At 73.0% G+C, this 19,578-nt stretch carries 21 protein-coding genes; 9 read left to right on the top strand and 12 right to left on the bottom strand.

What is annotated here, in order from left to right; translation table 11 throughout:
• Positions 1–23 precede the first annotated feature (23 nt).
• Genes STRBO_RS0114575 through STRBO_RS0114565 form a run of 3 tightly spaced genes read left to right on the top strand, consistent with a single transcriptional unit; the run spans position 24 to position 4,083 of the window.
• Positions 24–530: a hypothetical protein gene (locus STRBO_RS0114575; RefSeq protein ID WP_028796654.1), complete on the top strand. Its 507-nt coding sequence runs from the start codon at positions 24–26 to the stop codon at positions 528–530.
• A complete protein-coding gene (locus STRBO_RS0114570; RefSeq protein WP_020114368.1) occupies positions 530–3,364 on the top strand; it encodes an ABC transporter permease subunit in 2,835 nt (944 codons plus the stop codon). Before STRBO_RS0114575 ends, STRBO_RS0114570 begins: the two co-directional genes overlap by 1 nt.
• Entirely contained in the window at positions 3,361–4,083 is a 723-nt protein-coding gene (locus STRBO_RS0114565) for an ABC transporter ATP-binding protein (protein WP_005484962.1), read from the top strand. Before STRBO_RS0114570 ends, STRBO_RS0114565 begins: the two co-directional genes overlap by 4 nt.
• On the opposite strand, the gene STRBO_RS0114560 is transcribed toward STRBO_RS0114565, so the two are convergent.
• Positions 4,031–4,687, bottom strand: a complete 657-nt coding sequence (locus STRBO_RS0114560; RefSeq protein ID WP_020114367.1) for a LysM peptidoglycan-binding domain-containing protein — start codon at positions 4,685–4,687, stop codon at positions 4,031–4,033. The genes STRBO_RS0114565 and STRBO_RS0114560 overlap by 53 nt on opposite strands.
• Positions 4,688–5,221: 534 nt before the next feature.
• Here STRBO_RS0114560 and STRBO_RS0114555 point away from each other — a divergent pair.
• Complete coding sequence (locus tag STRBO_RS0114555; protein WP_020114366.1) at positions 5,222–5,992, top strand: hypothetical protein; 771 nt, start codon at positions 5,222–5,224, stop codon at positions 5,990–5,992.
• Between the two features lie 163 nt (positions 5,993–6,155).
• Positions 6,156–6,512, top strand: a complete 357-nt coding sequence (locus tag STRBO_RS0114550; protein ID WP_005484959.1) for a hypothetical protein — start codon at positions 6,156–6,158, stop codon at positions 6,510–6,512.
• A gap of 113 nt (positions 6,513–6,625) precedes the next feature.
• Here the strand turns inward: STRBO_RS0114550 and der are convergent, their stop codons facing one another.
• The 5 genes from der to aroH all read right to left on the bottom strand — a co-directional run bounded on the left by der (position 6,626) and on the right by aroH (position 11,200).
• Positions 6,626–8,086 (bottom strand): ribosome biogenesis GTPase Der, encoded by a 1,461-nt coding sequence (gene der, locus STRBO_RS0114545; protein ID WP_005484958.1) that lies wholly within the window; start codon positions 8,084–8,086, stop codon positions 6,626–6,628.
• Between the two features lie 107 nt (positions 8,087–8,193).
• Complete coding sequence (locus STRBO_RS0114540) at positions 8,194–8,874, bottom strand: lysophospholipid acyltransferase family protein (protein ID WP_005484956.1); 681 nt, start codon at positions 8,872–8,874, stop codon at positions 8,194–8,196.
• Positions 8,871–9,548: a (d)CMP kinase gene (gene cmk, locus STRBO_RS0114535; RefSeq protein WP_005484953.1), complete on the bottom strand. Its 678-nt coding sequence runs from the start codon at positions 9,546–9,548 to the stop codon at positions 8,871–8,873. Before cmk ends, STRBO_RS0114540 begins: the two co-directional genes overlap by 4 nt.
• A 207-nt stretch (positions 9,549–9,755) precedes the next feature.
• Positions 9,756–10,841 carry a prephenate dehydrogenase gene (locus STRBO_RS0114530; protein ID WP_005484951.1) on the bottom strand — a complete coding sequence of 362 codons (1,086 nt, stop codon included), beginning with the start codon at positions 10,839–10,841 and terminating at the stop codon, positions 9,756–9,758.
• On the bottom strand, positions 10,838–11,200 hold the full coding sequence (gene aroH, locus STRBO_RS0114525) for a chorismate mutase (protein ID WP_005484950.1): 363 nt from the start codon (positions 11,198–11,200) through the stop codon (positions 10,838–10,840). The genes STRBO_RS0114530 and aroH overlap by 4 nt, the downstream gene beginning before the upstream one ends.
• A gap of 265 nt (positions 11,201–11,465) precedes the next feature.
• Here aroH and STRBO_RS0114520 point away from each other — a divergent pair, with 265 nt between their 5' ends.
• The 4 genes from STRBO_RS0114520 to STRBO_RS0114505 are packed head-to-tail and all read left to right on the top strand — an operon-like array spanning position 11,466 to position 13,893.
• Positions 11,466–12,149 carry a hypothetical protein gene (locus STRBO_RS0114520; RefSeq protein WP_005484948.1) on the top strand — a complete coding sequence of 228 codons (684 nt, stop codon included), beginning with the start codon at positions 11,466–11,468 and terminating at the stop codon, positions 12,147–12,149.
• Complete coding sequence (locus STRBO_RS0114515) at positions 12,146–12,733, top strand: DUF6529 family protein (RefSeq protein WP_005484946.1); 588 nt, start codon at positions 12,146–12,148, stop codon at positions 12,731–12,733. The genes STRBO_RS0114520 and STRBO_RS0114515 overlap by 4 nt, the downstream gene beginning before the upstream one ends.
• Entirely contained in the window at positions 12,730–13,164 is a 435-nt protein-coding gene (locus STRBO_RS0114510; RefSeq protein ID WP_005484944.1) for a Rieske (2Fe-2S) protein, read from the top strand. Before STRBO_RS0114515 ends, STRBO_RS0114510 begins: the two co-directional genes overlap by 4 nt.
• Positions 13,165–13,185: 21 nt before the next feature.
• On the top strand, positions 13,186–13,893 hold the full coding sequence (locus tag STRBO_RS0114505) for a nucleotidyltransferase domain-containing protein (protein ID WP_005484940.1): 708 nt from the start codon (positions 13,186–13,188) through the stop codon (positions 13,891–13,893).
• 103 nt (positions 13,894–13,996) lie between these two features.
• Here STRBO_RS0114505 and STRBO_RS0114500 read toward each other — a convergent pair whose 3' ends face one another.
• The 6 genes from STRBO_RS0114500 to STRBO_RS40140 form a co-directional block, all read right to left on the bottom strand.
• Complete coding sequence (locus STRBO_RS0114500) at positions 13,997–14,758, bottom strand: nucleotidyltransferase domain-containing protein (protein WP_005484939.1); 762 nt, start codon at positions 14,756–14,758, stop codon at positions 13,997–13,999.
• A gap of 3 nt (positions 14,759–14,761) precedes the next feature.
• Positions 14,762–15,784 carry an ADP-ribosylglycohydrolase family protein gene (locus tag STRBO_RS0114495; RefSeq protein ID WP_005484938.1) on the bottom strand — a complete coding sequence of 341 codons (1,023 nt, stop codon included), beginning with the start codon at positions 15,782–15,784 and terminating at the stop codon, positions 14,762–14,764.
• On the bottom strand, positions 15,784–16,509 hold the full coding sequence (locus STRBO_RS0114490; RefSeq protein WP_020114365.1) for an NUDIX hydrolase: 726 nt from the start codon (positions 16,507–16,509) through the stop codon (positions 15,784–15,786). The genes STRBO_RS0114495 and STRBO_RS0114490 overlap by 1 nt, the downstream gene beginning before the upstream one ends.
• A 180-nt stretch (positions 16,510–16,689) precedes the next feature.
• The gene (locus STRBO_RS0114485) at positions 16,690–17,811 is read right to left on the bottom strand and encodes a pseudouridine synthase (protein ID WP_005484936.1); all 1,122 of its coding nucleotides are present in this window, start codon (positions 17,809–17,811) and stop codon (positions 16,690–16,692) included.
• Complete coding sequence (gene scpB, locus STRBO_RS0114480) at positions 17,811–18,437, bottom strand: SMC-Scp complex subunit ScpB (RefSeq protein ID WP_005484931.1); 627 nt, start codon at positions 18,435–18,437, stop codon at positions 17,811–17,813. The genes STRBO_RS0114485 and scpB overlap by 1 nt, the downstream gene beginning before the upstream one ends.
• A gap of 23 nt (positions 18,438–18,460) precedes the next feature.
• The gene (locus tag STRBO_RS40140; RefSeq protein ID WP_005484929.1) at positions 18,461–19,561 is read right to left on the bottom strand and encodes a segregation and condensation protein A; all 1,101 of its coding nucleotides are present in this window, start codon (positions 19,559–19,561) and stop codon (positions 18,461–18,463) included.
• Positions 19,562–19,578 lie beyond the last annotated feature (17 nt).

The following is a 19,578-nucleotide window of genomic DNA, read 5'->3' as shown; positions in this document are numbered from 1 at the left end:
ACACACGACGTGTGGAGGCCCGGATGCGGACAGCCCGACCGCGGAGCGTGCGGCCCTTTCTGTGGGCTCTCTGGGCCGGCTGGGCCGCGCTCGCCGGCGGGGCGGTGCTGTGCGTCGTCGGCTGGTACGGCGTCTCCGGCGAACGCTTCGCCGAACGCCAGCTCCCCTACCTGGCCTCCTGCACGGCCCCCGGCGCCGCGCTGATCATCGCGGGCGCGATCCTCCTCGCCCACGGCAAGAGCGCCCTGGCCGCCTCCCGGGTGGAGGAGCTGTACGGCCTCCTGGTCGCCGCCGAACCGTCCGGCGCCGAGGCGTCCGGGCAGGCGGCCACCGCCCCGCTCGCCGTCAGCGGCAGGCTGCTGATGGTGCCCGGCGGCACCCTGTGGCACCGCGCGGACTGCCCGCTGGTGGCCGGCAAGGCGGAGGCGGTGCCGGTGGACTCGCGCGTCCTGGCCGGCGGTGAACTGCGCCCCTGCCCCATCTGCGAGGCACCCGCCGGCAGCGACCCCGCCGGGCCCGCGGAGAGCTGATGGCCTCGCTGACGTACGACCTCACGCTGGCGGGACTGTCGGTCGGCAGCGCCGCCGCCCTCACCGGCATCGGCCTGATCGTGACGTACCGGGCCACGGGTGTGCTCAACTTCGCGCACGGGGCGATCGCCATGGTGTGCGCGTATCTGCTGCGCCAGTTCACCGTGGAGTGGGGGTGGCCGCTCTGGCTCGGCACCCTCGTGACCCTGTTCCTGGTCGCCCCCGCCCTCGGCCTGGCCCTGGAGCGCCTCGTCTTCCGCCCGCTCGCCGTGCTCGGCGGCGACCCGGCGCAGACGCTGGTCGCCTCGATCGGCGTCTTCGTCCTCCTCGTCGGCGGGGCCGTGCTGATGTGGGGGCAGGGGGCGCGGGACGACGTGCCGACCGTGCTGTCCGCCGACCCCTGGGGGCAGCTGGCGGTGGCCGTGGCCGTCGCGGCGGCCGTCGGCGCGCTCACCCGCTGGACGCGCTTCGGCCGTGAGCTGCGCGCCGTCGTCGACGACCGGTCCCTCGCCGTCCTCGGCGGTATCGACGCCGACCGGGTGGCCGCCGCGGGCTGGGCGTTCGGCTCCTTCACGGCGGGCCTGACGGGCGTGCTGCTGGCTCCTTACGTCCGCCTCGACCCGTACGGCCTGCCGCTGCTGGTGATGGAGGTGGTCGCCGTGGCGGTCGCCGCCCGGATGCGCCGTGTCGGGGTGGCCGTGCCGGTCGCGCTGGGGATCGGGGTCGCCCAGAGCCAGCTGACCCGGTTCCACCCGTCGGGCCGGGCGGAACCGCTGCTCCAGGCCGTGGGCGCGAACCTCTTCGTGGTCGCCCTGCTGGTCGCGGCCCTCGTCCTGCCCGGCGTGGGGACCCGCGAAGCGCTGCCCCGCACGGCGACCGCGCGGGTCCGCACCCCCGTCGGCGCGTGGATCGTGGCGCTCGCGCTGTTCCTGATCCCGCTGGGCTTCGCGGGCGAGGACCTGCACACGGCCGTCCAGGTCCCGGCGCTGGGCGTGGTCCTGCTCTCCCTGGTGGTCGTGACGGGCCGGGGCGGCCAGATCTCCCTGGGCCAGGCGGCGTACGCGGGTCTGGGCGCGCTCTTCACCGCGCTGCTGTCGGCCGGCCGCCTCCCCCTGCTCCCCGCGCTCCCCGAACTGACCGCCCTCCTGGTCGCCGTCCTTCTGGTGGCCCCGCTCGGCCTGCTGACCGGTTGGCCCGCCATCCGCCGCCAGGGTCTGGCGCTGGCCCTCGCCACGTTCGCCGTGGGCGTCGGCGTGAGCCGCTTCGTCCTCGCCCAGCCGTACGCGACCTCGGGGCTGACCCCGACGCGCCCCCCGGGGTTCGAGGGCGACCGGGCGTACTACGTCCTGGAGCTGGGGCTGCTGTCCCTGGCCCTGCTGGCCACCCACGCCCTGCGCCGGGGCCGCACCGGCCGGGCCCTCGCCGCCCTGCGGGACCACGAGTCGGGCGCGTCGGCGGCGGGCGTGCCCGTCCCGTCGCTGAAGCTGGCGGCGTTCGTGACGGGCGCCGCCCTGGCCGCCCTCGGCGGCGGCATGCTCACCATGGGCGTCCGCGCCTTCGACCCCGGCGCCTACGACCCTGTCCGCGGCCTCCTCTGGTTCGCCGCCATCGTCGTCCTGGGCGCCGACAGCACACTCGGCGCCCTCGCGGCGGCCGCCCTCCTGGTGGGTCTGGACGCGGGCACGAAGGGCGGCGTCGCGGCGGCACTCATCGGCGTCCTGGCCGTCCTGGCAGGCCGCTTCCCCGGCGGCCCCCAGGAGGCGGTACGAGCGGCCCTCGCCCGGCTCCGGCCGGGGCCGGACCACCGTCACGAGCTGACGCCGACGGGGGCACGGGCCCGGGAACGGGTACGCGCGGGCATGGCGGTCGGCGGGAGCGCCGCGAGTGAGGGTCGGGGCATGAGCGGGGCCTCGGCGGCCTCGACGGGCGGCCGGGCCGAGGCGGGCCGGGGCGGACCGGGCGCGACGGAGGCGGACCAGGGCGGGTACGCGACCCCCCGCCCCGCGCAGGGAGCCGGACACCCACCCCGCTCGGGCGGTGCTCTCCGCCCCGCCGGGGCCGAACGCGGCGCGGAGGGGCGCGCGGCACAGCCCGCGGACCGCTCAGGCACCCCTCCCGCACCCCTTTTCCTCCGGGCCCGCCGCCTCCGTCTGGTCCACGGCGGCCTCGCGGCCCTCGACGGTGTCGATCTCGACGTGCCGCCGGGTCGGGTCAGCGCGGTGGTGGGGCCCAACGGCGCCGGGAAGAGCACTCTCCTCCACTGTCTCGCCGGGACACTGCGGCAGGGGCAGGGGCGGGTGCGGCTCGGCGGGCGGGACATCACGAGGCTGCCGGCGCACGCCCGCACCCGGCTCGGCATCGCCCGGACGTTTCAACAGCCGGCCGTCTTCCCCTCGTCGACCGTGGCGGAGAACGTACGGGTGGGCGCCGAGCAGGGGCGGCGCGCCGATCCGGCGGCCGTGGAGCGGGTGTTGCGGCTGTTCGGGCTGGACGGGGCGGTGCGGACGGCGCCGGCGGCCGGACTGCCGACCGGGACGCTGCGGCGGGTCGAGCTGGCGCGGGCCCTCGCCGGCGGCCCGCGTGTGCTGCTGCTCGACGAACCCGCCGCCGGACTCGACACGGCCGAGGTGGCCGCCCTGGCCCGGGTGCTACGGGCCCTCGCGGACGACGGCATGGCACTGCTGGTCGTCGAGCACGACCTCGACCTCGTCGCGGACCTCGCGGACGTCGTGCACGTCATGGCGGCGGGCCGGATCGTCACCTCCGGCCCCGCCGATCATGTCCTGCGCACACCGGGCACGTTCGACCCGCTCGACCCGGCGGTGGACCGATGACCCTCCTCGCCCTCCGCCACGCCCGCGTCCGCTACGGCCCCCTGGAGGCCCTGCACGGCGTCACCCTCGCCGCCCCGGGCCCCGGCCTCACCGTGCTGCTCGGCCGCAACGGCTCAGGCCGTACGACGGCGCTGCGGGCCCTCGCCGGCACGGTCCCGCTCTCCGGCGGCGCCGTCGTGTGGGACGGGGCCGACGTCACGCGGACGCCGGCGTACGAGCGGGCCCGGCGGGGTCTCGTCCTCGTGCCCGAGCGGCGGGCCGTCTTCGGTTCGCTCACCGTGCGCGAGAACCTCGAACTGGCCGCGCGGGACCTCTCGTACGCCCTGGACGCCTACCCACGGCTGGAAGCCCTGCTCCCCCGCCGCGCCGGCACCCTCTCCGGGGGAGAGCAGCGCATGCTCGCCCTCGCCCGTGCCCTGTCGGCCCCCGGGCGGGTCGTCCTCGTCGACGAACCCACCCAGGGCATGTCACCGGCCGTCGCGGCCCGCACGTACGCACTGCTGAGCCGCCTCGACGCGTGTGTGGTCGTCGCCGAACAGCGCCTGCCGCCTGAGCTGCGCGGTGTACCGGGCGTCCTGGTGTACGAACTGCGGCGCGGGAGTCTGGCGTTCGGCGGCGAGGCGGCCGAACTCGCCCGGCGGGAGGGCGGACCTGCGGGTGGCGGGGTCAGAGGTCGAGGCGCCGGCCCGGCACGATCATGTCGGGGTCGCCGCCGATGACGGCCTTGTTGGCCGCGTAGACCTGCCGCCAGGTGGTCCCGTACCGGGCGGCGATCCCGCTCAGCGTGTCGCCCTGCCGGACGGTGTAGTCGCCGCGGGACGAACCCCGGTCCGCGTGTCCGACGGGCCGCGACGGGGCCGCCTCGACGGACTTCTGCGGGCGCGCGGGGGTGACCCGCCGGGTCGATCCGGTCGCGGCCGCGTCGGCGGAGGGTGCGCCGGGAGCGCTGCCGGCCGCGCCGGCGCGACGGGAGCAGGTGGGCCACGCTCCCCAACCCTGGGCACGCTGGACCTTGGTGGCCACCGCGATCTGCTGGGCCCGGGAGGCCCGGTCCGCGGTCGCCGCGTAGGCGGTTCCGCCGTACGCGCGCCAGGTGGAGGCGGCGAACTGGAGTCCGCCGTAGTAGCCGTTGCCGGTGTTGATGTGCCAGTCACCGCCGCTCTCGCACTTGGCGATGCGGTCCCACACTCCGCTGTCGGCCGCCGAGGCGGTGCCGGTGAGGGCCAGGAGGCCCAGCGGGGCGAGCAGCGCCGCCCCGGCGAGGACCGCCGTCGTACGCGTCTTCCGGGCGCTGCCGCGCGTGGTGTCGGCACATTCGGACATGAAGATCCCTCTCCACGGACCCGGGGTCCCCCAAGGCGGGGCGCTTCCCGCGCATGGACGCGGGTGTCGCGCTCCGCCCCGTCCGCCGCGGTGGTGCTGCGCGCTGTCCTGCTCTGCGCGACCGGCGGACGTACCCGAGCGGTGCTCGTTGCACACGGCCGGGAATGTAGAGAGGTTGACGACCTGTCAGCAAGCAATCGTCCGTCGTACGAGGCCAGTTCACCGTTACCGTGAGTAGCAGCCAGATCCGGCCACCCATTTCATTCCCTGATTTCCGGATATGTCGACCAGGTGGCCCGATAGCCTGTGACCCACTTCACCGGATCAACTTCCCCGGACCGCGGCGAAGTTGGCGCGGAGTAACCGATTCCACCCACGAGTTCACCCTGCGCTGCGGTTGGTTCGATTCCGTTCGTCCTCGGGCGTGACTCCGGCCACAGATCGTCCGTTGTCATCGCATGAGCCGGAACCTCCGCGCTCATGGGGCCGGGCGCCACCCGGCACCGACACGCACCGCATCCCGAGGAGCCACCCGTGCCGCGCATGCTCGAGGTCAGCGACGAGGTACGCGCCGAGATCGGCGACGAAGAGGCCGACCGGCTGCTCGCCGGAGAGAACGCCCCCGGCGGCTACGACTGCACGTCGTGCCGCACCCCCGGCGACTCCGAGCAGGAGCGCACCAGCACCGTCCTCTTCGTCGGCGACGAGACAGCCGTGCTCGCCTTCGCCCACTCCACCTGTCTGCCCTCCCAGGTCGTCCAGGTCACCGAGGAGCAGTTGCAGGGCGCCGCCCGTTCCATCGCCGGGGACAGCCCGGCCCAGGCCGCGCCCGAGCAGGCCGTGCTCGGCGTCACCAGCGGACTGATCCTGCTCAGCGGCGAGCTGCACCCGGCGCTGGTCGTCGAGCCGACCGCCCCCATCGCCCGCCCCGGCACGACCGGCGCCGGCGACGACTTCCTGCCGCTGCTCATCGAGCAGGGCTTCATGCCGCTCCCCCAGATCGACTCCGTACCGCCCGTGCTGCACGGCTGGTCGGTCCTGCTCGCCATGGGTCAGCTGCACGCCATCCTGCAGCCGGGCACCACCGGTGGTTCACCGGTCGCGTGGTGGCAGGCCCACCAGGCGCTGCAGGTGGCCGACGCGTGGCGGGCCGCCGCCAACAAGCACCAGCAGGTGCTGATGTTCGCGGCGCCGGTGGGCTCGATCGGGCGGCAGCCGCGGGAGGACCTGCTGCGGGACGCGCTCGACAAGGCCGCGGCGAACGGGAAGCTGGTGGCGGCGACCCTGCCGCTGGCCGGCACCTGAGCGTCCACCCGCCGAAGCCGTGACGACCCGCCCCCTCGGGGCGCGATCCCTTCCCGGAGGCTGAATGGTTGAGGTAGCGCATCCCTTCCGGGACGGGGTCGTTGGCACAGGCGTGCACGCATACGAGGTTCCCCGCCGCCCGTCCTATCAGTCGATCCCGTCCATGCGGCCGACTCAGGACCCTTCGTCCACACCCATCTACGACACGCTCTACGCGGAGTGGGTCAGGACCTACCGCACCCTGCCGGGTGATCGGCACGGGGAGGAGGACATGGGGTTCACGGGCTTCGGCAACCTGTCGCACGGCTCGGGCGGGCCGCGCGCCACCGGGTCGTACACCTCCGCCTCGTACGCCAACCGGCACGCGGCGGGTCACCTCGCCACCCAGCGCGAGAACCAGCCCGGCCACACGTCCGGCACGGCGGCCGTGTGGCAGCCGGTCGGGCGGATCCCCACCGGACACACCGGGATGCACCACATCCCGTCGCCCCTGCCCCCGAACCCGCGCCGAGGTCTCTGACCACGTAGATACGCGAAGCGGCGCGCAGGGACACATGAGGAGGGCGGCTGCCCGAGGTCACCGGACCTTCGGACAGCCGCCCTCCTCACATGTGTGCGCCGACGACGGCGGGACTACTTCTTCTTGCCGCGCTTCTCGCGCACCCGCACCGAGATGTGGATCGGGGTGCCATCGAAGCCGAACTCCTCACGCAGCCGGCGCTCGATGAAGCGGCGGTAGCCCGCCTCGATGAAGCCGGAGGCGAAGAGGACGAAGCGCGGGGGCTTGGTGCCGGCCTGGGTGCCGAACAGGATGCGGGGCTGCTTGCCGCCCCGGACCGGGTGCGGGTGGGCGGCGACCAGCTCGCCGAGGAAGGCGTTCAGACGGCCCGTCGGGACGCGGGTCTCCCAGCCGGCCAGCGCCGTCTCGATCGCCGGGACCAGCTTCTCCATGTGCCGGCCGGTGCGCGCCGAGACATTGACCCGGGGCGCCCAGGCGACCTGGCCGAACTCGGTCTCGATCTCCCGCTCCAGGTAGTAGCGGCGCTCCTCGTCGAGGGTGTCCCACTTGTTGTACGCGATGACCATCGCGCGGCCGGCCTCGACCGCCATCGTCACGATGCGCTGGTCCTGGACCGAGATGGTCTCGGAGGCGTCGATGAGGATGACCGCCACCTCCGCCTTCTCGACGGCCGCCGCGGTGCGCAGCGAGGCGTAGTAGTCGGCGCCCTGCTGGAGGTGGACGCGCTTGCGGATGCCCGCCGTGTCGACGAACTTCCAGACGACACCGCCGAGTTCGATCAGCTCGTCGACCGGGTCACGGGTGGTGCCCGCGATCTCGTTGACGACGACGCGCTCCTCGTTCGCCACCTTGTTCAGGAGGGAGGACTTGCCGACGTTCGGGCGGCCGATCAGGGCGATACGGCGCGGACCGCCGACCGCCGTGCCGAAGCTCTGCTCGGGGGCCTCGGGAAGTGCCTCCAGTACGGCGTCCAGCATGTCGCCGGTGCCGCGGCCGTGCAGCGAGGAGACCGGGTGCGGTTCGCCGATGCCGAGGGACCACAGAGCGGTCGCGTCGGCCTCGCCGCTCGGGCCGTCGACCTTGTTGGCGCAGAGCACCACGGGCTTGTTGGCCTTGCGGAGCAGCCGGACGACGGCCTCGTCGGTGTCGGTGACGCCGACCTTGGCGTCCACGACGAAGACGACGGCGTCGGCGGCCTCGATGGCGTACTCGGCCTGGGCGGCGACGGAGGCGTCGATGCCGAGGACGTCCTGCTCCCAGCCGCCGGTGTCGACGACCTTGAAGCGGCGGCCCGCCCACTCCGCCTCGTAGGTGACGCGGTCGCGGGTGACGCCGGGCTTGTCCTCGACGACCGCCTCACGGCGGCCGATGATGCGGTTCACGAGCGTCGACTTGCCGACGTTCGGACGGCCGACGACGGCGAGGACGGGCAGCGGTCCGTGGCCCGCCTCGTCGATCGCGCCCTCGACGTCCTCGATGTCGAAGCCCTCTTCCGCGGCGAGCTCCATGAACTGCGCGTACTCGGCGTCGCCAAGCTCTCCGTGCTCGTGCTCGGAGGGAAACTGGTCGTTCATGAAGTCCGTACCTCGTAGTTCATCGTGGTGATCGGTGGAACACCCGGCTCGTCGTCGGATGGTCCACTACTCAGTGTCGCCCAGCGCCCGATCGGACGCCCGGCGTTTTACCGGCGGCCGGTGAGCCGCCGGGCATGCTCCAGGTGCGCGCCGAGTTGCTGCTGGATGCGCACGGTCGCCTCGTCGAGCGCCTTGCGCGTACGCCGTCCGCTGCCGTCGCCCGCCTCGAACGGGTCACCGAAGACCACGTCGACGCGGGAGCGCAGCGGGGGCAGCCCCTTCACCAACCGTCCGCGCCGCTCGGTGCTTCCCAGCACCGCCACCGGCACGATCGGCGCTCCGCTGCGCACGGCGAAGTAGGAGAGCCCGGCACGCAGCGAGGCGAAGTCGCCCTCGCCCCGGGTGCCCTCCGGGAAGATGCCCAGCACACCACCGCCCGCCAGGACGGCGAGAGCGCGGGTGATGGCGGTGCGGTCGGCGGTCGAGCGGTCGACCTCCACCTGGCCGACGGCGCGCATGAACGGGCCGAGCGGACCGACGAACGCCTCCTTCTTGACCAGGAAGTGCGAGGGCCGGGGCGCCACGCCGATGACCATGGGGCCGTCGACGATGTGGGAGTGGTTGGGGGCGAGGATCACCGGGCCGGTCGTGGGGACCCGCCAGGCGCCCAGCACGCGCGGCTTCCAGAGCCCGTACATCAGGCCCACGCCGATACGCCGGCCCACCTCGGCGCCGAGCGGCGAGGGAACCTCGGGCGACGCGGCCCGGCCCGTGGCGGCTTCGCTCACTCGCCCGCCCGCTTGTCCTCGACGAGGGTGACCACGCACTCGATGACCTGCTGGAGCGTGAGGTCCGAGGTGTCCACCTCGACCGCGTCGTCCGCCTTGGCGAGCGGCGAGGTCTTGCGGCTGGAGTCGGCCGCGTCCCGCTTGAGGAGTGCCTCGCGGGTCGCCTGGACGTCGGCGCCCTTCAGCTCGCCGCTGCGGCGGGCGGCACGTGCCTCGGGAGAGGCGGTGAGGAAGATCTTGAGGTCGGCGTCCGGCAGTACGGTCGTACCGATGTCGCGGCCCTCGACGACGATGCCGTTCGCGGCGTCCGCCGCGATGGTCCGCTGCAGTTCGGTGATCCGCGCCCGCACCTCGGGGACGGCGCTGACCGCGCTGACCCGGGAGGTGACCTCCTGGGTGCGGATCGGCCCGGCGACGTCCGTGCCGTCGACGGTGATGGTCGGCCCGGACGGGTCCGTCCCCGACACGATGTCCGGCTTGCCGGCCACGGCCGCGATCGCCGTGGGGTCTTCTATGTCGATGCCGTTGTTGACCATCCACCAGGTGATCGCCCGGTACTGGGCGCCCGTGTCCAGGTAGTTCAGCCCGAGCTGCGCGGCCACGGCCTTCGAGGTGCTCGACTTGCCCGTGCCGGAGGGGCCGTCGATGGCAACGATCACTGTGGCGCGTTCCACTGGGGAGCACCTTTCCTGGTCCGAGGTGGTGGGGCGGGACGGAAAGCGCCCCGGACAAGGGTACTGGGTGCGCATGCCCCGTCCGGCCCTGCCCACCACCGCCCCGGCCCCCACGGCCGCCGGACCCTACTGCCGGATCGCCCAACCCCGGTCGGCACCACCGCCGCCGTCGCCTGCGCCGGCCTCCGACCGCCGGCCCACCACCCCCTACTGCCGGATCGCCCAACCCCGCTCCCGCAACGCCCCCGTCAGCACCACCGCCGCCTTCGGCTCCACCATCAACTGCACCAGACCGGCCTGCTGCCCGGTGGCATGCTCGATGCGGACGTCCTCGACGTTGATTCCGGCGGCGCCCGCGTCGGCGAAGATGCGGGCCAGCTGGCCCGGCTGGTCGTCGATCAGTACCGCCACCACCTCGTAGACCCGTGGCGCGGACCCGTGCTTGCCGGGGACGCGGACCTGGCCCGCGTTGCCGCGGCGCAGGACGTCCTCGATGCCGGTGACGCCCTCGCGGCGCTTGGCCTCGTCGCCGGCCTGGAGGGCGCGCAGGGCCTGGACGGTCTCGTCGAGGTCGGCGGAGACGTCGGTGAGGAGATCGGCGACCGGGCCGGGGTTGGCGGAGAGGATGTCGATCCACATGCGCGGGTCGGAGGCCGCGATCCGGGTCACGTCCCGGATGCCCTGCCCGCACAGCCGTACGGCCGACTCGTCGGCGTGCTCCAGCCGCGCGGCGACCAGGCTGGACACCAGGTGCGGCATGTGCGAGACCAGGGCGACGGCCCGGTCGTGGGTGTCCGCGTCCATGACCACCGGGACGGCCCGGCAGTGCGAGACCAGCTCCAGGGCGAGGTTCAGGACCTCGGTGTCGGTGTCGCGGGTGGGGGTGAGCACCCAGGGCCGGCCCTCGAACAGGTCACCGGTGGCGGCCAGCGGGCCGGACTTCTCCCGGCCCGCCATGGGGTGCGAGCCGATGTAGCAGGTGAGGTCGAGACCCAGTTCCTCCAGCTCACGGCGGGGGCCGCCCTTGACGGAGGCCACGTCGAGGTAGCCGCGTGCGAGGCCCCGCCGCATGGCGTCGGCGAGGGTCGCGGCCACGTGCGCGGGCGGGGCCGCGATGATCGCGAGGTCCACCGGGCCCCCGGGCGCCTCGTCGGTGCCGGCGCCCAGCGCGGCGGCCGTACGGGCCTGCTCGGGGTCGTGGTCGGCGAGGTGGACGGTGACACCGCGCTGGGCGAGGGCGAGGGCGGCGGAGGTGCCGATCAGCCCGGTGCCGATGACGAGTGCGGTTCTCACTGGGCGATGTCCTTGCGCAGTGCGGCCGCCGCCCCCAGGTACACGTGCGCGATGTCCGAGCGCGGCCGGTCCGACTCTATGTGCGCGAGGATGCGTACGACCCGGGGCAGGGCGCCCTCTATGTCCAGCTCCTGCGCGCAGATCAGCGGGACGTCGACGATGCCGAGCTTGCGCGCGGCGGCGGCCGGGAAGTCGCTGTGCAGGTCGGGGGTGGCCGTGAACCAGATGCTGATCAGGTCGTCCGGGGTGAGGCCGTTGCGCTCCAGGACCGCGGTGAGCAGCTCGCCCACCTGCTCGTCCATGTGCCCCGCCTCGTCCCGTTCGAGTTGGACGGCGCCCCGGACCGCTCGTACCGCCACGGCTCTGCTCCTCACTGCTGTACATCCCGGCCTAGTACGACCAGCCTAGTCATCCGGCCGGGGCCGGTGCGCGTCGCCCGCCTGCCGAAAGCCTGGCCGAAAGGCGACCACGAGGACGGATCACCGCCGCAGACCCGGACAATGTCATGCGAACGTCACTGTCCCGCCACTTGGGTCGAAACACCCCGGTACGCCCCTGGACGGCGTCCCGTGCGTCCGCTTCCATGAAGGAGGCCGTCCGCGCCACGCCTCGGGGGAGGCTCCCATGAAGCGCTCCGGACCACTTCTCACCCTTCTCGGCGGGCTGTTGCTGGCCCTGTTCATGCTGTCGCTCAACGCGACGACGGGGACCCGCGCCGGCTCGGCGTCCGCCACGAACGACCCACCGCCCGCCTCGGCGACCCCGAGTCCGCCGCCGAGCCCGCCGCCGAGCCCGTCGGCGAGGACCTCGCCGTCACCGGCCCCCGCCCCGCCGGCCGACGCCGACTACACGGGCCGCACCGACGACGACTCGGCCGCCGTCGCGGTGACCCTGCGCGACGGCAGGGCGGTCGCCTACTTCTGCGACGGCCGCGACAAGGAGGCATGGCTCAAGGGCGACGTACGGGACGACGGCGGCATGCGGCTCACGGGCGGGGACGGCGCCGAGCTGAACGGCACCCTGAAGGGCGGGAGCGTCACCGGCACGGTCGACATCGCCGGTCACGCATACGGCTTCACGGCCCCGAGGACCGCCGAGCCCTCGGGGCTGTACCGCGCGACGGGCAACGTACGTGGCGCCAGGGTCGACGGCGGCTGGATCGTGCTGCCGGACGGCCGCCAGGTCGGCATCCTCAAGCGCGACGGCGAGCCCGCAGCGGCTCCGGAGATCGACCCCGCGACCGGCACCGTGACGGTCGACGGAGAACAGCTCACGGCCCGCCCCGTCACCCCGGAGGGCAGCTCATGACCGTCGATCCGAACGCCGCGACCCAGGGCTTCCCCTCCCCGCCCACCCCGGCGCGCGCCCCCGCCGGCGCCTCCCGCTATCTGGTGCCGGCCCTCGTGGCCTGCGCGGTGGCGGTCGCGCTCGGCGTCTACGGCAGGGCGCACGAGCCGGCGGGCACCGCGTTCAACCTCGCGGGCTTCAGCAGCACGGGCGCGGTGAAGTCATGGCTGGCGACGGCCGCGTTCGGCTTCGCGCTCATACAGCTGACGTCGGCGCTGATGATGTACGGCAGGTTGCCGGGCCCGAGGTGGTCGGCGGTGCTGCACCGCTGGTCGGGGCGGGCGGCGTTCCTGCTCGCGGTGCCGGTGGCGGTGCACTGTCTGTACGCCCTCGGCTTCCAGACGTACGAAACACGCGTTTTGTGGCACTCTCTCCTGGGTTGTTTCTTCTTCGGTGGATTCAGTGCGAAGATGCTGCTGCTCCGTTCGGAGCGACTCCCCGGCTGGCTCCTGCCGATCGTCGGCGGTCTCGTCTTCACCGCGCTCACGGTCGTCTGGCTGTCCTCCGCCCTCTGGTTCTTCCGCACGTTCGGAGTGACGACATGACGATGGGTTCCACGCGGCGCACGGTGCTGACCACGGGCGCGGCGGGCACGGCGGCGCTGCTCACGGGGTGCGGTGAGTACGGCGGGGACGACGGCGGCGACACCACGGAGCGGTCCTCCCCCGGGGGCACCGCCGCGGACGGCGGCGAGGAACTGGCGAAGACGGCCGACATCCCGGTGGGCGGGGGCAAGATCTTCGACGAGCAGAAGATCGTCGTGACGCAGCCCGCGGAGGGCGACTTCAAGGCCTTCTCGGCGGTCTGCACCCACATGGGCTGCATCGTCAGCAGCGTCTCGGACGGCACGATCGACTGTGCGTGCCACGGCAGCAAGTTCAAGGTCGCGGACGGGGCCGTGGTCCACGGACCGGCCACCGAGCCGCTGCCCGCGGAGAAGATCACCGTCGCCGGAAATTCGATTCTGCGGCCCTGATCCACCCCGTACGCTCCGGGCATGCAGCCCCCGCACCCCCACGACCTGGTCCGCAACCACACGATCTACGCCTGCGTGATGGGGTCCCGGGCCTTCGGTCTCGCGACGGACGACAGCGACACGGACCGGCGGGGTGTCTTCCTGGCCCCCACCGAGCTGTTCTGGCGCTTCGAGAAGCCGCCCACACACGTGGAGGGCCCCGCGGAGGAGCAGTTCGGCTGGGAGCTGGAGCGCTTCTGTCATCTGGCCCTGCGCGCCAACCCCAACATCCTGGAGTGCCTGCACTCCCCCCTGGTGGAGCACGTCGACGCCACGGGCCGTGAACTGCTCGCCCTGCGCGGGGCGTTCCTGTCCCGCCGGGCCCACGAGACGTTCGCCCGCTACGCCCTCGGCCAGCGCAAGAAGCTCGACGCGGACGTCCGCACCCACGGCGCCCCCCGCTGGAAGCACGCGATGCATCTGCTCCGCCTCCTGATGAGCTGCCGGGACCTGCTGCGCACGGGCGAGCTGACCGTCGACGTGGGCGATCAGCGCGAGCCCCTGCTGGCGGTGAAACGCGGCGAGGTGCCGTGGGCCCACGTCGAGACCTGGATGGCCCGGCTGGCCACGGAGGCCGCGGACGCGGCGGACCGCAGCCCTCTGCCGGCGGAACCGGACCTGGCCGGGGTCGAGGACTTCGTCGTACGGACCCGGCGCGCGTCGGCCCTGAGCACCGCACGGAATCGTTGAGCCGCACTGGATCGTTGAGCCGCACCGGATCGTTGAGCCGCACGGAATCGTTGCGCCGGGCGGCATCCCCCGCCGAGCGGGGCCTCGGCCCCGTTGGATCGCGTCAGCCCTTCAGGCCCTCCAGCCGGACGCGGACGACGAAGTCGTGCAAGGCGTCGGACGCGGCCGGGTTCTCGGGCAGCGCCGACAGGGCCTGTTCCTCCTCCAGCACCCCCTGGAGCCGCTCCACGTCCGCCGCCACGCGCTCCTGGTCGACGTCCGCCTTGCCGTGCTCCTCGGCCGCCTTCGCCGCGACGAGGTCCGGCAGATAGGCGGGGGCCTCCGCGGTCTCCGGCACCAGGGTGGGCAGATGGGCCTGCACCTCGCCGCTGCGCATGAGGTGGATGCCGGTGAGCAGCACCCGGAACGTGTAGAGCAGCGGCTTGAGTTCACCGGTCTTCTCGAAGAGCCGCCACTGGGTGATGGCGAAGCCCCGGTAGTGGTGGGCGTGGTGCCGGGTGAGGACCCCGGGGGCGAGCGCGACCAGTTCGCGGTGCCACTCGCCGGTGTGCACGACGAGCGGGGAGAGCAGTTGCTCCAGCACATAGCCGTTGCGGCGCAGCATCAGCCGGGCGAACTTGCGCAGGTCGTGCGTGACCAGGTCCATCTCGACGCCGTCCCGGTCCCACATCCTCGACCGGGTCTCCTCCGGCTCGCGCAGCCCGACCAGTTCGGCCGCGGGCAGCAGATGCGCACCGCGCAGGTCGATGTCCGAGTCGCGCGAGGGGAAGCCGTACAGGTGGGCTCCGGAGACGGTGGCGAACAGCAGCGGGTCGGGCTGTTCGGCCACCACGGGGGCAAGATCGATGTCGAGGGCGTCGGTCATCCCTCAAGCGTCCCAGAGAGCTCCCAGCGACACGAGATCGCCCTGGTACTCGATCCGGTCGGCCCACTCGGCGGGCCAGACGTCCGGGCCGTGGTAGGCGCCCGCGAAGGCCCCGGCGAGACAGGCGATGGAGTCGGAGTCGCCCGAGGTGCAGGCGGCGCGGCGCAGCGCGGTGACGGGCTCGTCGACGAAGAGCAGGAAGCACAGCAGCCCGGTGGTGAGGGCCTCCTCGGCGATCCAGCCCTCCCCCGTGGCCGCGCAGGGGTCGGTCTCGGGCGACGGGAGCCGCAGGGCCTGCTGGAGACGGTCCAGGGCCTCCAGGCACTCGTCCCAGCCCCGGGAGATGTAGTGCTCGGGCGAGGGGTCCTGGCTGTAGGTCCACAGGTCGCCGAGCCACCGCGCGTGGTAGTGGGCGCGGTTCTCGTAGGCGTACGACCGCAGCCGGCCGACGAGGCCCATCGGGTCGGCGCCCTGGGAGAGCAGGCGTATCGCGTGGGCGGTCAGGTCGGAGGCGGCGAGGGCGGTGGGGTGGCCATGGGTGAGGGCGGCCTGCAACTGGGCCGCGCCGGCGCGCTGTTCGTCGCTGAGCGGGCCGATCAGACCGAGCGGGGCGACCCGCATGTTGGCGCCGCAGCCCTTGGAGTGGATCTGGCTGGCGAACTGCCAGGGGTGTCGCTCGACCGCGAGGAGGTCGCAGGCGACCAGGCAGGTGTGGCCGGGGGCGCGGTTGTTCTCCGGGGAGCGGGACCACTTGACGAACTCCTTGCGGACGGCACGCTCCAGGGTCTCGGGGCCGAGCGACCCCCGGTCCATGGCCGCGCGCAGCCCGTGCCCGAGGGCCAGCGTCATCTGGGTGTCGTCGGTGACGATCGCGGGCTTCGGCAGCGCCATCTTCCGCCAGGGTCCGCACTTGGCGAGGATCGAGGGGACGTCGTCGAACTCCGTCGGGAAGCCGAGGGCGTCTCCGAGCGCGAGACCGAGCAGGGAGCCGGTGGCGGAGCGCTTCGTACGCAGCGTCATGGTCATCAGGGCCGTCCTTCCGTGGTGGGTCGCAGCAGGGGCGGGTGCAGGGCGGTGGCCCCGCCCGCTCGGTACAGCGCGGCGGGCTTGCCGCGGCCGCCGGTCAGGCGGGCGGCGCCGGGCACCTGTTCGACGAAGCCCGGCGTGGCCAGCACCTTGCGCCGGAAGTTGGGCCGGTCGATCGGAGTGCCCCACACGGTCTCGTAGACCTGCTGCAGCTCGCCGAGGGTGAACTCGGGCGGGCAGAAGGAGGTGGCGAGACAGGTGTACTCCAGCTTGGCGCCGACGCGTTCGTGTGCGTCGGCGAGGATGCGGTCGTGGTCGAAGGCGAGCGGACCTATGGCGTTGAACCGCAGCCACTGGGCCTGGGCCGCGTCGCCGCCGCCGTGCGGGACGGGCGGGTCCGGGAACAGCGCGGCGAACGCGACGGTGACGACCCGCATCCGCGGGTCCCTCCCCGGCTCGCTGTAGGTCCGCAGCTGCTCCAGGTGGAGGCCGGGGACGTCCGAGACCCCGGTCTCCTCCGCGAGTTCGCGCCAGGCGGCCTCCTCCGCGGACTCGCCCGGCAGCACGAACCCGCCCGGCAGCGCCCAGCGGCCCTCGTACGGTTCCTGCCCGCGCTCGACGAGCAGCACCTGGAGGGTGCCCGCGCGGACGGTGAAGACGGCCAGGTCGACGGTGACGGCGAAGGGTTCGTACGCGTGCTTGTCGTAGCCCGCCGGTGAGGTCATGTCCACCACCCTCTTTATGGTCACCGTGACTAATAGTCAGAACGACTATAAAAGGACGGGGCGTGACGGCACAACCCTTTTACGGGGAAGGGAACACCATGACCGGCACCGGGAACGGCAAAGGGCCGCCCCCGAAGGCAAACCCGGGACCGGCCCCACTGCTCGTACGCGACGGTGGACCTAGAGGTCGACCTCCTGCATCAGCATCCCGACCTCGGTGTTCGACAGCCGGCGCAGCCAGCCGGACTTCTGGTCGCCGAGGGTGATCGGCCCGAAGGCCACGCGCACCAGCTTGTCGACCGGGAAACCGGCCTCCGCCAGCATCCGGCGCACGATGTGCTTGCGCCCCTCGTGCAGGGTGACCTCGACGAGGTAGTTCTTGCCGGTCTGCTGCACGACCCGGAAGTGGTCCGCGCGCGCGTACCCGTCCTCCAGCTGGATGCCGTCCTTGAGCTGCTTGCCCAGGTCGCGCGGGATCGGGCCCACGATGTGCGCGAGGTAGACCTTCTTCACGCCGTACTTGGGGTGCGTCAGGCGGTGTGCCAGTTCACCGTGGTTGGTGAGCAGGATGACGCCCTCGGTCTCGGTGTCGAGCCGTCCGACGTGGAAGAGGCGGGTCTCGCGGTTGGTCACGTAGTCGCCGAGGCACTGACGGCCCTCGTTGTCCTCCATCGTGGACACGACACCGGCCGGCTTGTTCAGCGAGAAGAACTGGTACGACTGGGTCGCGACGGTCAGCCCGTCGACCTTGACCTCGTCCTTCTCCGGGTCGACGCGCTTGCCCTGCTCCAGCACGATCTCGCCGTTGACCTCGACCCGCGCCTGCTCGATCAGCTCCTCGCAGGAGCGCCGGGAACCGTAGCCCGCGCGCGCGAGGATCTTCTGCAGCCGCTCGCCCTCCTGCTCGGCGCCGGGGAAGGTCTTGGGCGGCTTGACGTCCTTCTTGCCCGCGTACCGCTCCCGGTTGCGCTCCTCCGCCCGCGCGTCGTACTCGCGGGAGGTCGCCGGGGCCCACCGGCCCCGCCCGCTGCCCGGGGACTGCTTGGGGCCGCCCTTGGCGCCACCGCGCGCGGACGCGCCGCGGCCCGACTTCGGCCCCTCCGGGGAGGCGCCGGGGCCCACGTCGTAGCGCCGCTCCTCCGGGCGCGGGTTCTTCGGCCGGCCGCCCTGCCTGTCGTCGCGGTCGTTCCCGGCACCGCGGTTGTTACCGCGGCCACCGCTGCTCCCGCCGCGGCCGCCGCTGTTGCCACCACGGCTCCCGCCGTTGTTTCCGCTGCTGTTCCTGCCGCTGCTGCTTCGCATCAAAGTTCCGTCTTGTCGTCTGCGTCCTCGGAATCCGGGGCGTCCGGATCGAACGACGGGACCCCCTCCAGTGTCTCGGCCTCGATCGCCTCAGCCTCCGGGAGGAAGGGCGCGAGCTCCGGGAGCTCGTCCAGGCCGCGCAGGCCCATCCGCTCCAGAAAGTAGTTCGTCGTCCTGTACAGGATCGCACCTGTTTCGGGTTCCGCGCCCGCCTCCTCGACCAGACCCCGTTGGAGGAGGGTGCGCATGACCCCGTCGCAGTTCACTCCGCGCACGGCGGAGACCCTGCTCCGGCTCACCGGCTGCCGGTACGCGACGACGGCCAGCGTCTCCAGCGCGGCCTGGGTCAGCCGGGCCTGCTGACCGTCCAGCACGAACCGCTCGACGGCGGCGGCGTACTCGGGCCGGGTGTAGTACCGCCAGCCCCCGGCGATCAGCCGCAGCTCGAAACCACGCCCCTGCACCGCGTAGTCGTCGGCCAGTTCCCTGAGCGCCTTGGCGATCTGCCGCTTGGGGCGCTCCAGGATCTTCGACAGGTGCTCCACCGTCGCGGGCTCGTCCACGACCATGAGGACGGCCTCCAGGGCGGGCTTGAGGTCGAGGTCGGCGACGGTGCGCGGGCCCATGGGCCCGCCGGCTCTCTCCTCGCTCACGCCTTCTCCTCCTCGGACGACTCCGGCGACTTAGGCGACTTTGGCGACTTTGGCGACATAGGCGGCTCGGGCGGCCGGTCGAACTCGTCGGTGACCACGGGCTCCGCGCCCCCGTCCCCACCGGTCCACCGCACGAGCAGATCCCCGAGTGCCGTCTCCTGGTCGAGGGCCACGGCCTTCTCCCGGTACAGCTCCAGCAGCGCGAGGAAGCGGGCGACGACGGTGAGGGTGTCGTCGGTGTCCTCGACGAGCACCCGGAACGACGCCTCCCCCAGCACCCGCAGCCTGGCGACGACGATCCCGGCCTGTTCCTGCACGCTCACCAGCGGCGCGTGGATGTGGTCGATGTACACCTGCGGCTTGGGCTTCGGCTGCATCGCCTTCACGGCAAGCCTGGCGAATCCTTCCGCCCCGATGCTGATGACCACCTCGGGCAGCAGCTCCGCGTACTGCGCCTCCAGCCCGACGGTCCGCGGATAGCGCCGCGCCTCCTCGTCCAGCCGCCGGTTGAAGATCTCCGCGATCTGTTTGTACGCGCGGTACTGCAGCAGCCGGGCGAAGAGCAGGTCCCGGGCTTCGAGGAGCGCGAGATCCGCTTCGTCCTCGACCTCGGCGGCGGGCAGCAGCCGCGCCGCCTTCAGGTCCAGGAGGGTGGCGGCGACGACGAGGAACTCGGTCGTCTCGTCCAGGTCCCAGTCCGGCCCCATCGCCCGGATGTGCGCCATGAACTCGTCGGTGACCTTGGAGAGCGCGACCTCGGTGACGTCCAGCTTGTGCTTGGAGATCAGTTGGAGGAGGAGGTCGAAGGGGCCCTCGAAATTGGCCAGCCGGACCTTGAAGACCCCGTCGTCGGGCGCGTCCGGCTCCTGGGGCTCGACGGCGGTGAGCGCCTCCTCGGCGGGGGGTGCCTCCTCGGCGGGGAGCACCTCTTCCGCTTCCATCGCGTGCGACCCACCGTCGTCGGCCGACGACAACGCCTCGACCTGCTCGGCCGGCTCAGCCTGTTCGACCGGCGCAGCCGACGGCCCCCGACCCAGCGCACGGCGACGACCGGCAGAACCACCGGAAGCCGGGCCAGAGGAGTCGAACGAGGTCATAGCCCCCGCAGGCTACC

The sequence above is a fragment of the Streptomyces bottropensis ATCC 25435 genome (assembly GCF_000383595.1).
GTDB classification, from domain to species: Bacteria; Actinomycetota; Actinomycetes; order Streptomycetales; family Streptomycetaceae; genus Streptomyces; species Streptomyces bottropensis.
The sequence above is the reverse complement of the archived record's forward strand: the minus strand, read 5'-3'. Positions and strand labels throughout refer to the sequence as shown.

Coding starts and splice junctions, on each gene's coding strand:
- STRBO_RS0114575 (WP_028796654.1), top strand. CDS start 24: ATGCGGACAGCCCGACCGCGGAGCGTGCGGCCCTTTCTGTGGGCTCTC.
- STRBO_RS0114570 (WP_020114368.1), top strand. CDS start 530: ATGGCCTCGCTGACGTACGACCTCACGCTGGCGGGACTGTCGGTCGGC.
- STRBO_RS0114565 (WP_005484962.1), top strand. CDS start 3,361: ATGACCCTCCTCGCCCTCCGCCACGCCCGCGTCCGCTACGGCCCCCTG.
- STRBO_RS0114560 (WP_020114367.1), bottom strand. CDS start 4,687: ATGTCCGAATGTGCCGACACCACGCGCGGCAGCGCCCGGAAGACGCGT.
- STRBO_RS0114550 (WP_005484959.1), top strand. CDS start 6,156: ATGCGGCCGACTCAGGACCCTTCGTCCACACCCATCTACGACACGCTC.
- der (WP_005484958.1), bottom strand. CDS start 8,086: ATGAACGACCAGTTTCCCTCCGAGCACGAGCACGGAGAGCTTGGCGAC.
- STRBO_RS0114520 (WP_005484948.1), top strand. CDS start 11,466: ATGAAGCGCTCCGGACCACTTCTCACCCTTCTCGGCGGGCTGTTGCTG.
- STRBO_RS0114515 (WP_005484946.1), top strand. CDS start 12,146: ATGACCGTCGATCCGAACGCCGCGACCCAGGGCTTCCCCTCCCCGCCC.
- STRBO_RS0114510 (WP_005484944.1), top strand. CDS start 12,730: ATGACGATGGGTTCCACGCGGCGCACGGTGCTGACCACGGGCGCGGCG.
- STRBO_RS0114505 (WP_005484940.1), top strand. CDS start 13,186: ATGCAGCCCCCGCACCCCCACGACCTGGTCCGCAACCACACGATCTAC.
- STRBO_RS0114500 (WP_005484939.1), bottom strand. CDS start 14,758: ATGACCGACGCCCTCGACATCGATCTTGCCCCCGTGGTGGCCGAACAG.
- STRBO_RS0114495 (WP_005484938.1), bottom strand. CDS start 15,784: ATGACCATGACGCTGCGTACGAAGCGCTCCGCCACCGGCTCCCTGCTC.
- STRBO_RS0114490 (WP_020114365.1), bottom strand. CDS start 16,509: ATGACCTCACCGGCGGGCTACGACAAGCACGCGTACGAACCCTTCGCC.
- STRBO_RS0114485 (WP_005484936.1), bottom strand. CDS start 17,811: ATGCGAAGCAGCAGCGGCAGGAACAGCAGCGGAAACAACGGCGGGAGC.
- scpB (WP_005484931.1), bottom strand. CDS start 18,437: ATGGGCCCGCGCACCGTCGCCGACCTCGACCTCAAGCCCGCCCTGGAG.
- STRBO_RS40140 (WP_005484929.1), bottom strand. CDS start 19,561: ATGACCTCGTTCGACTCCTCTGGCCCGGCTTCCGGTGGTTCTGCCGGT.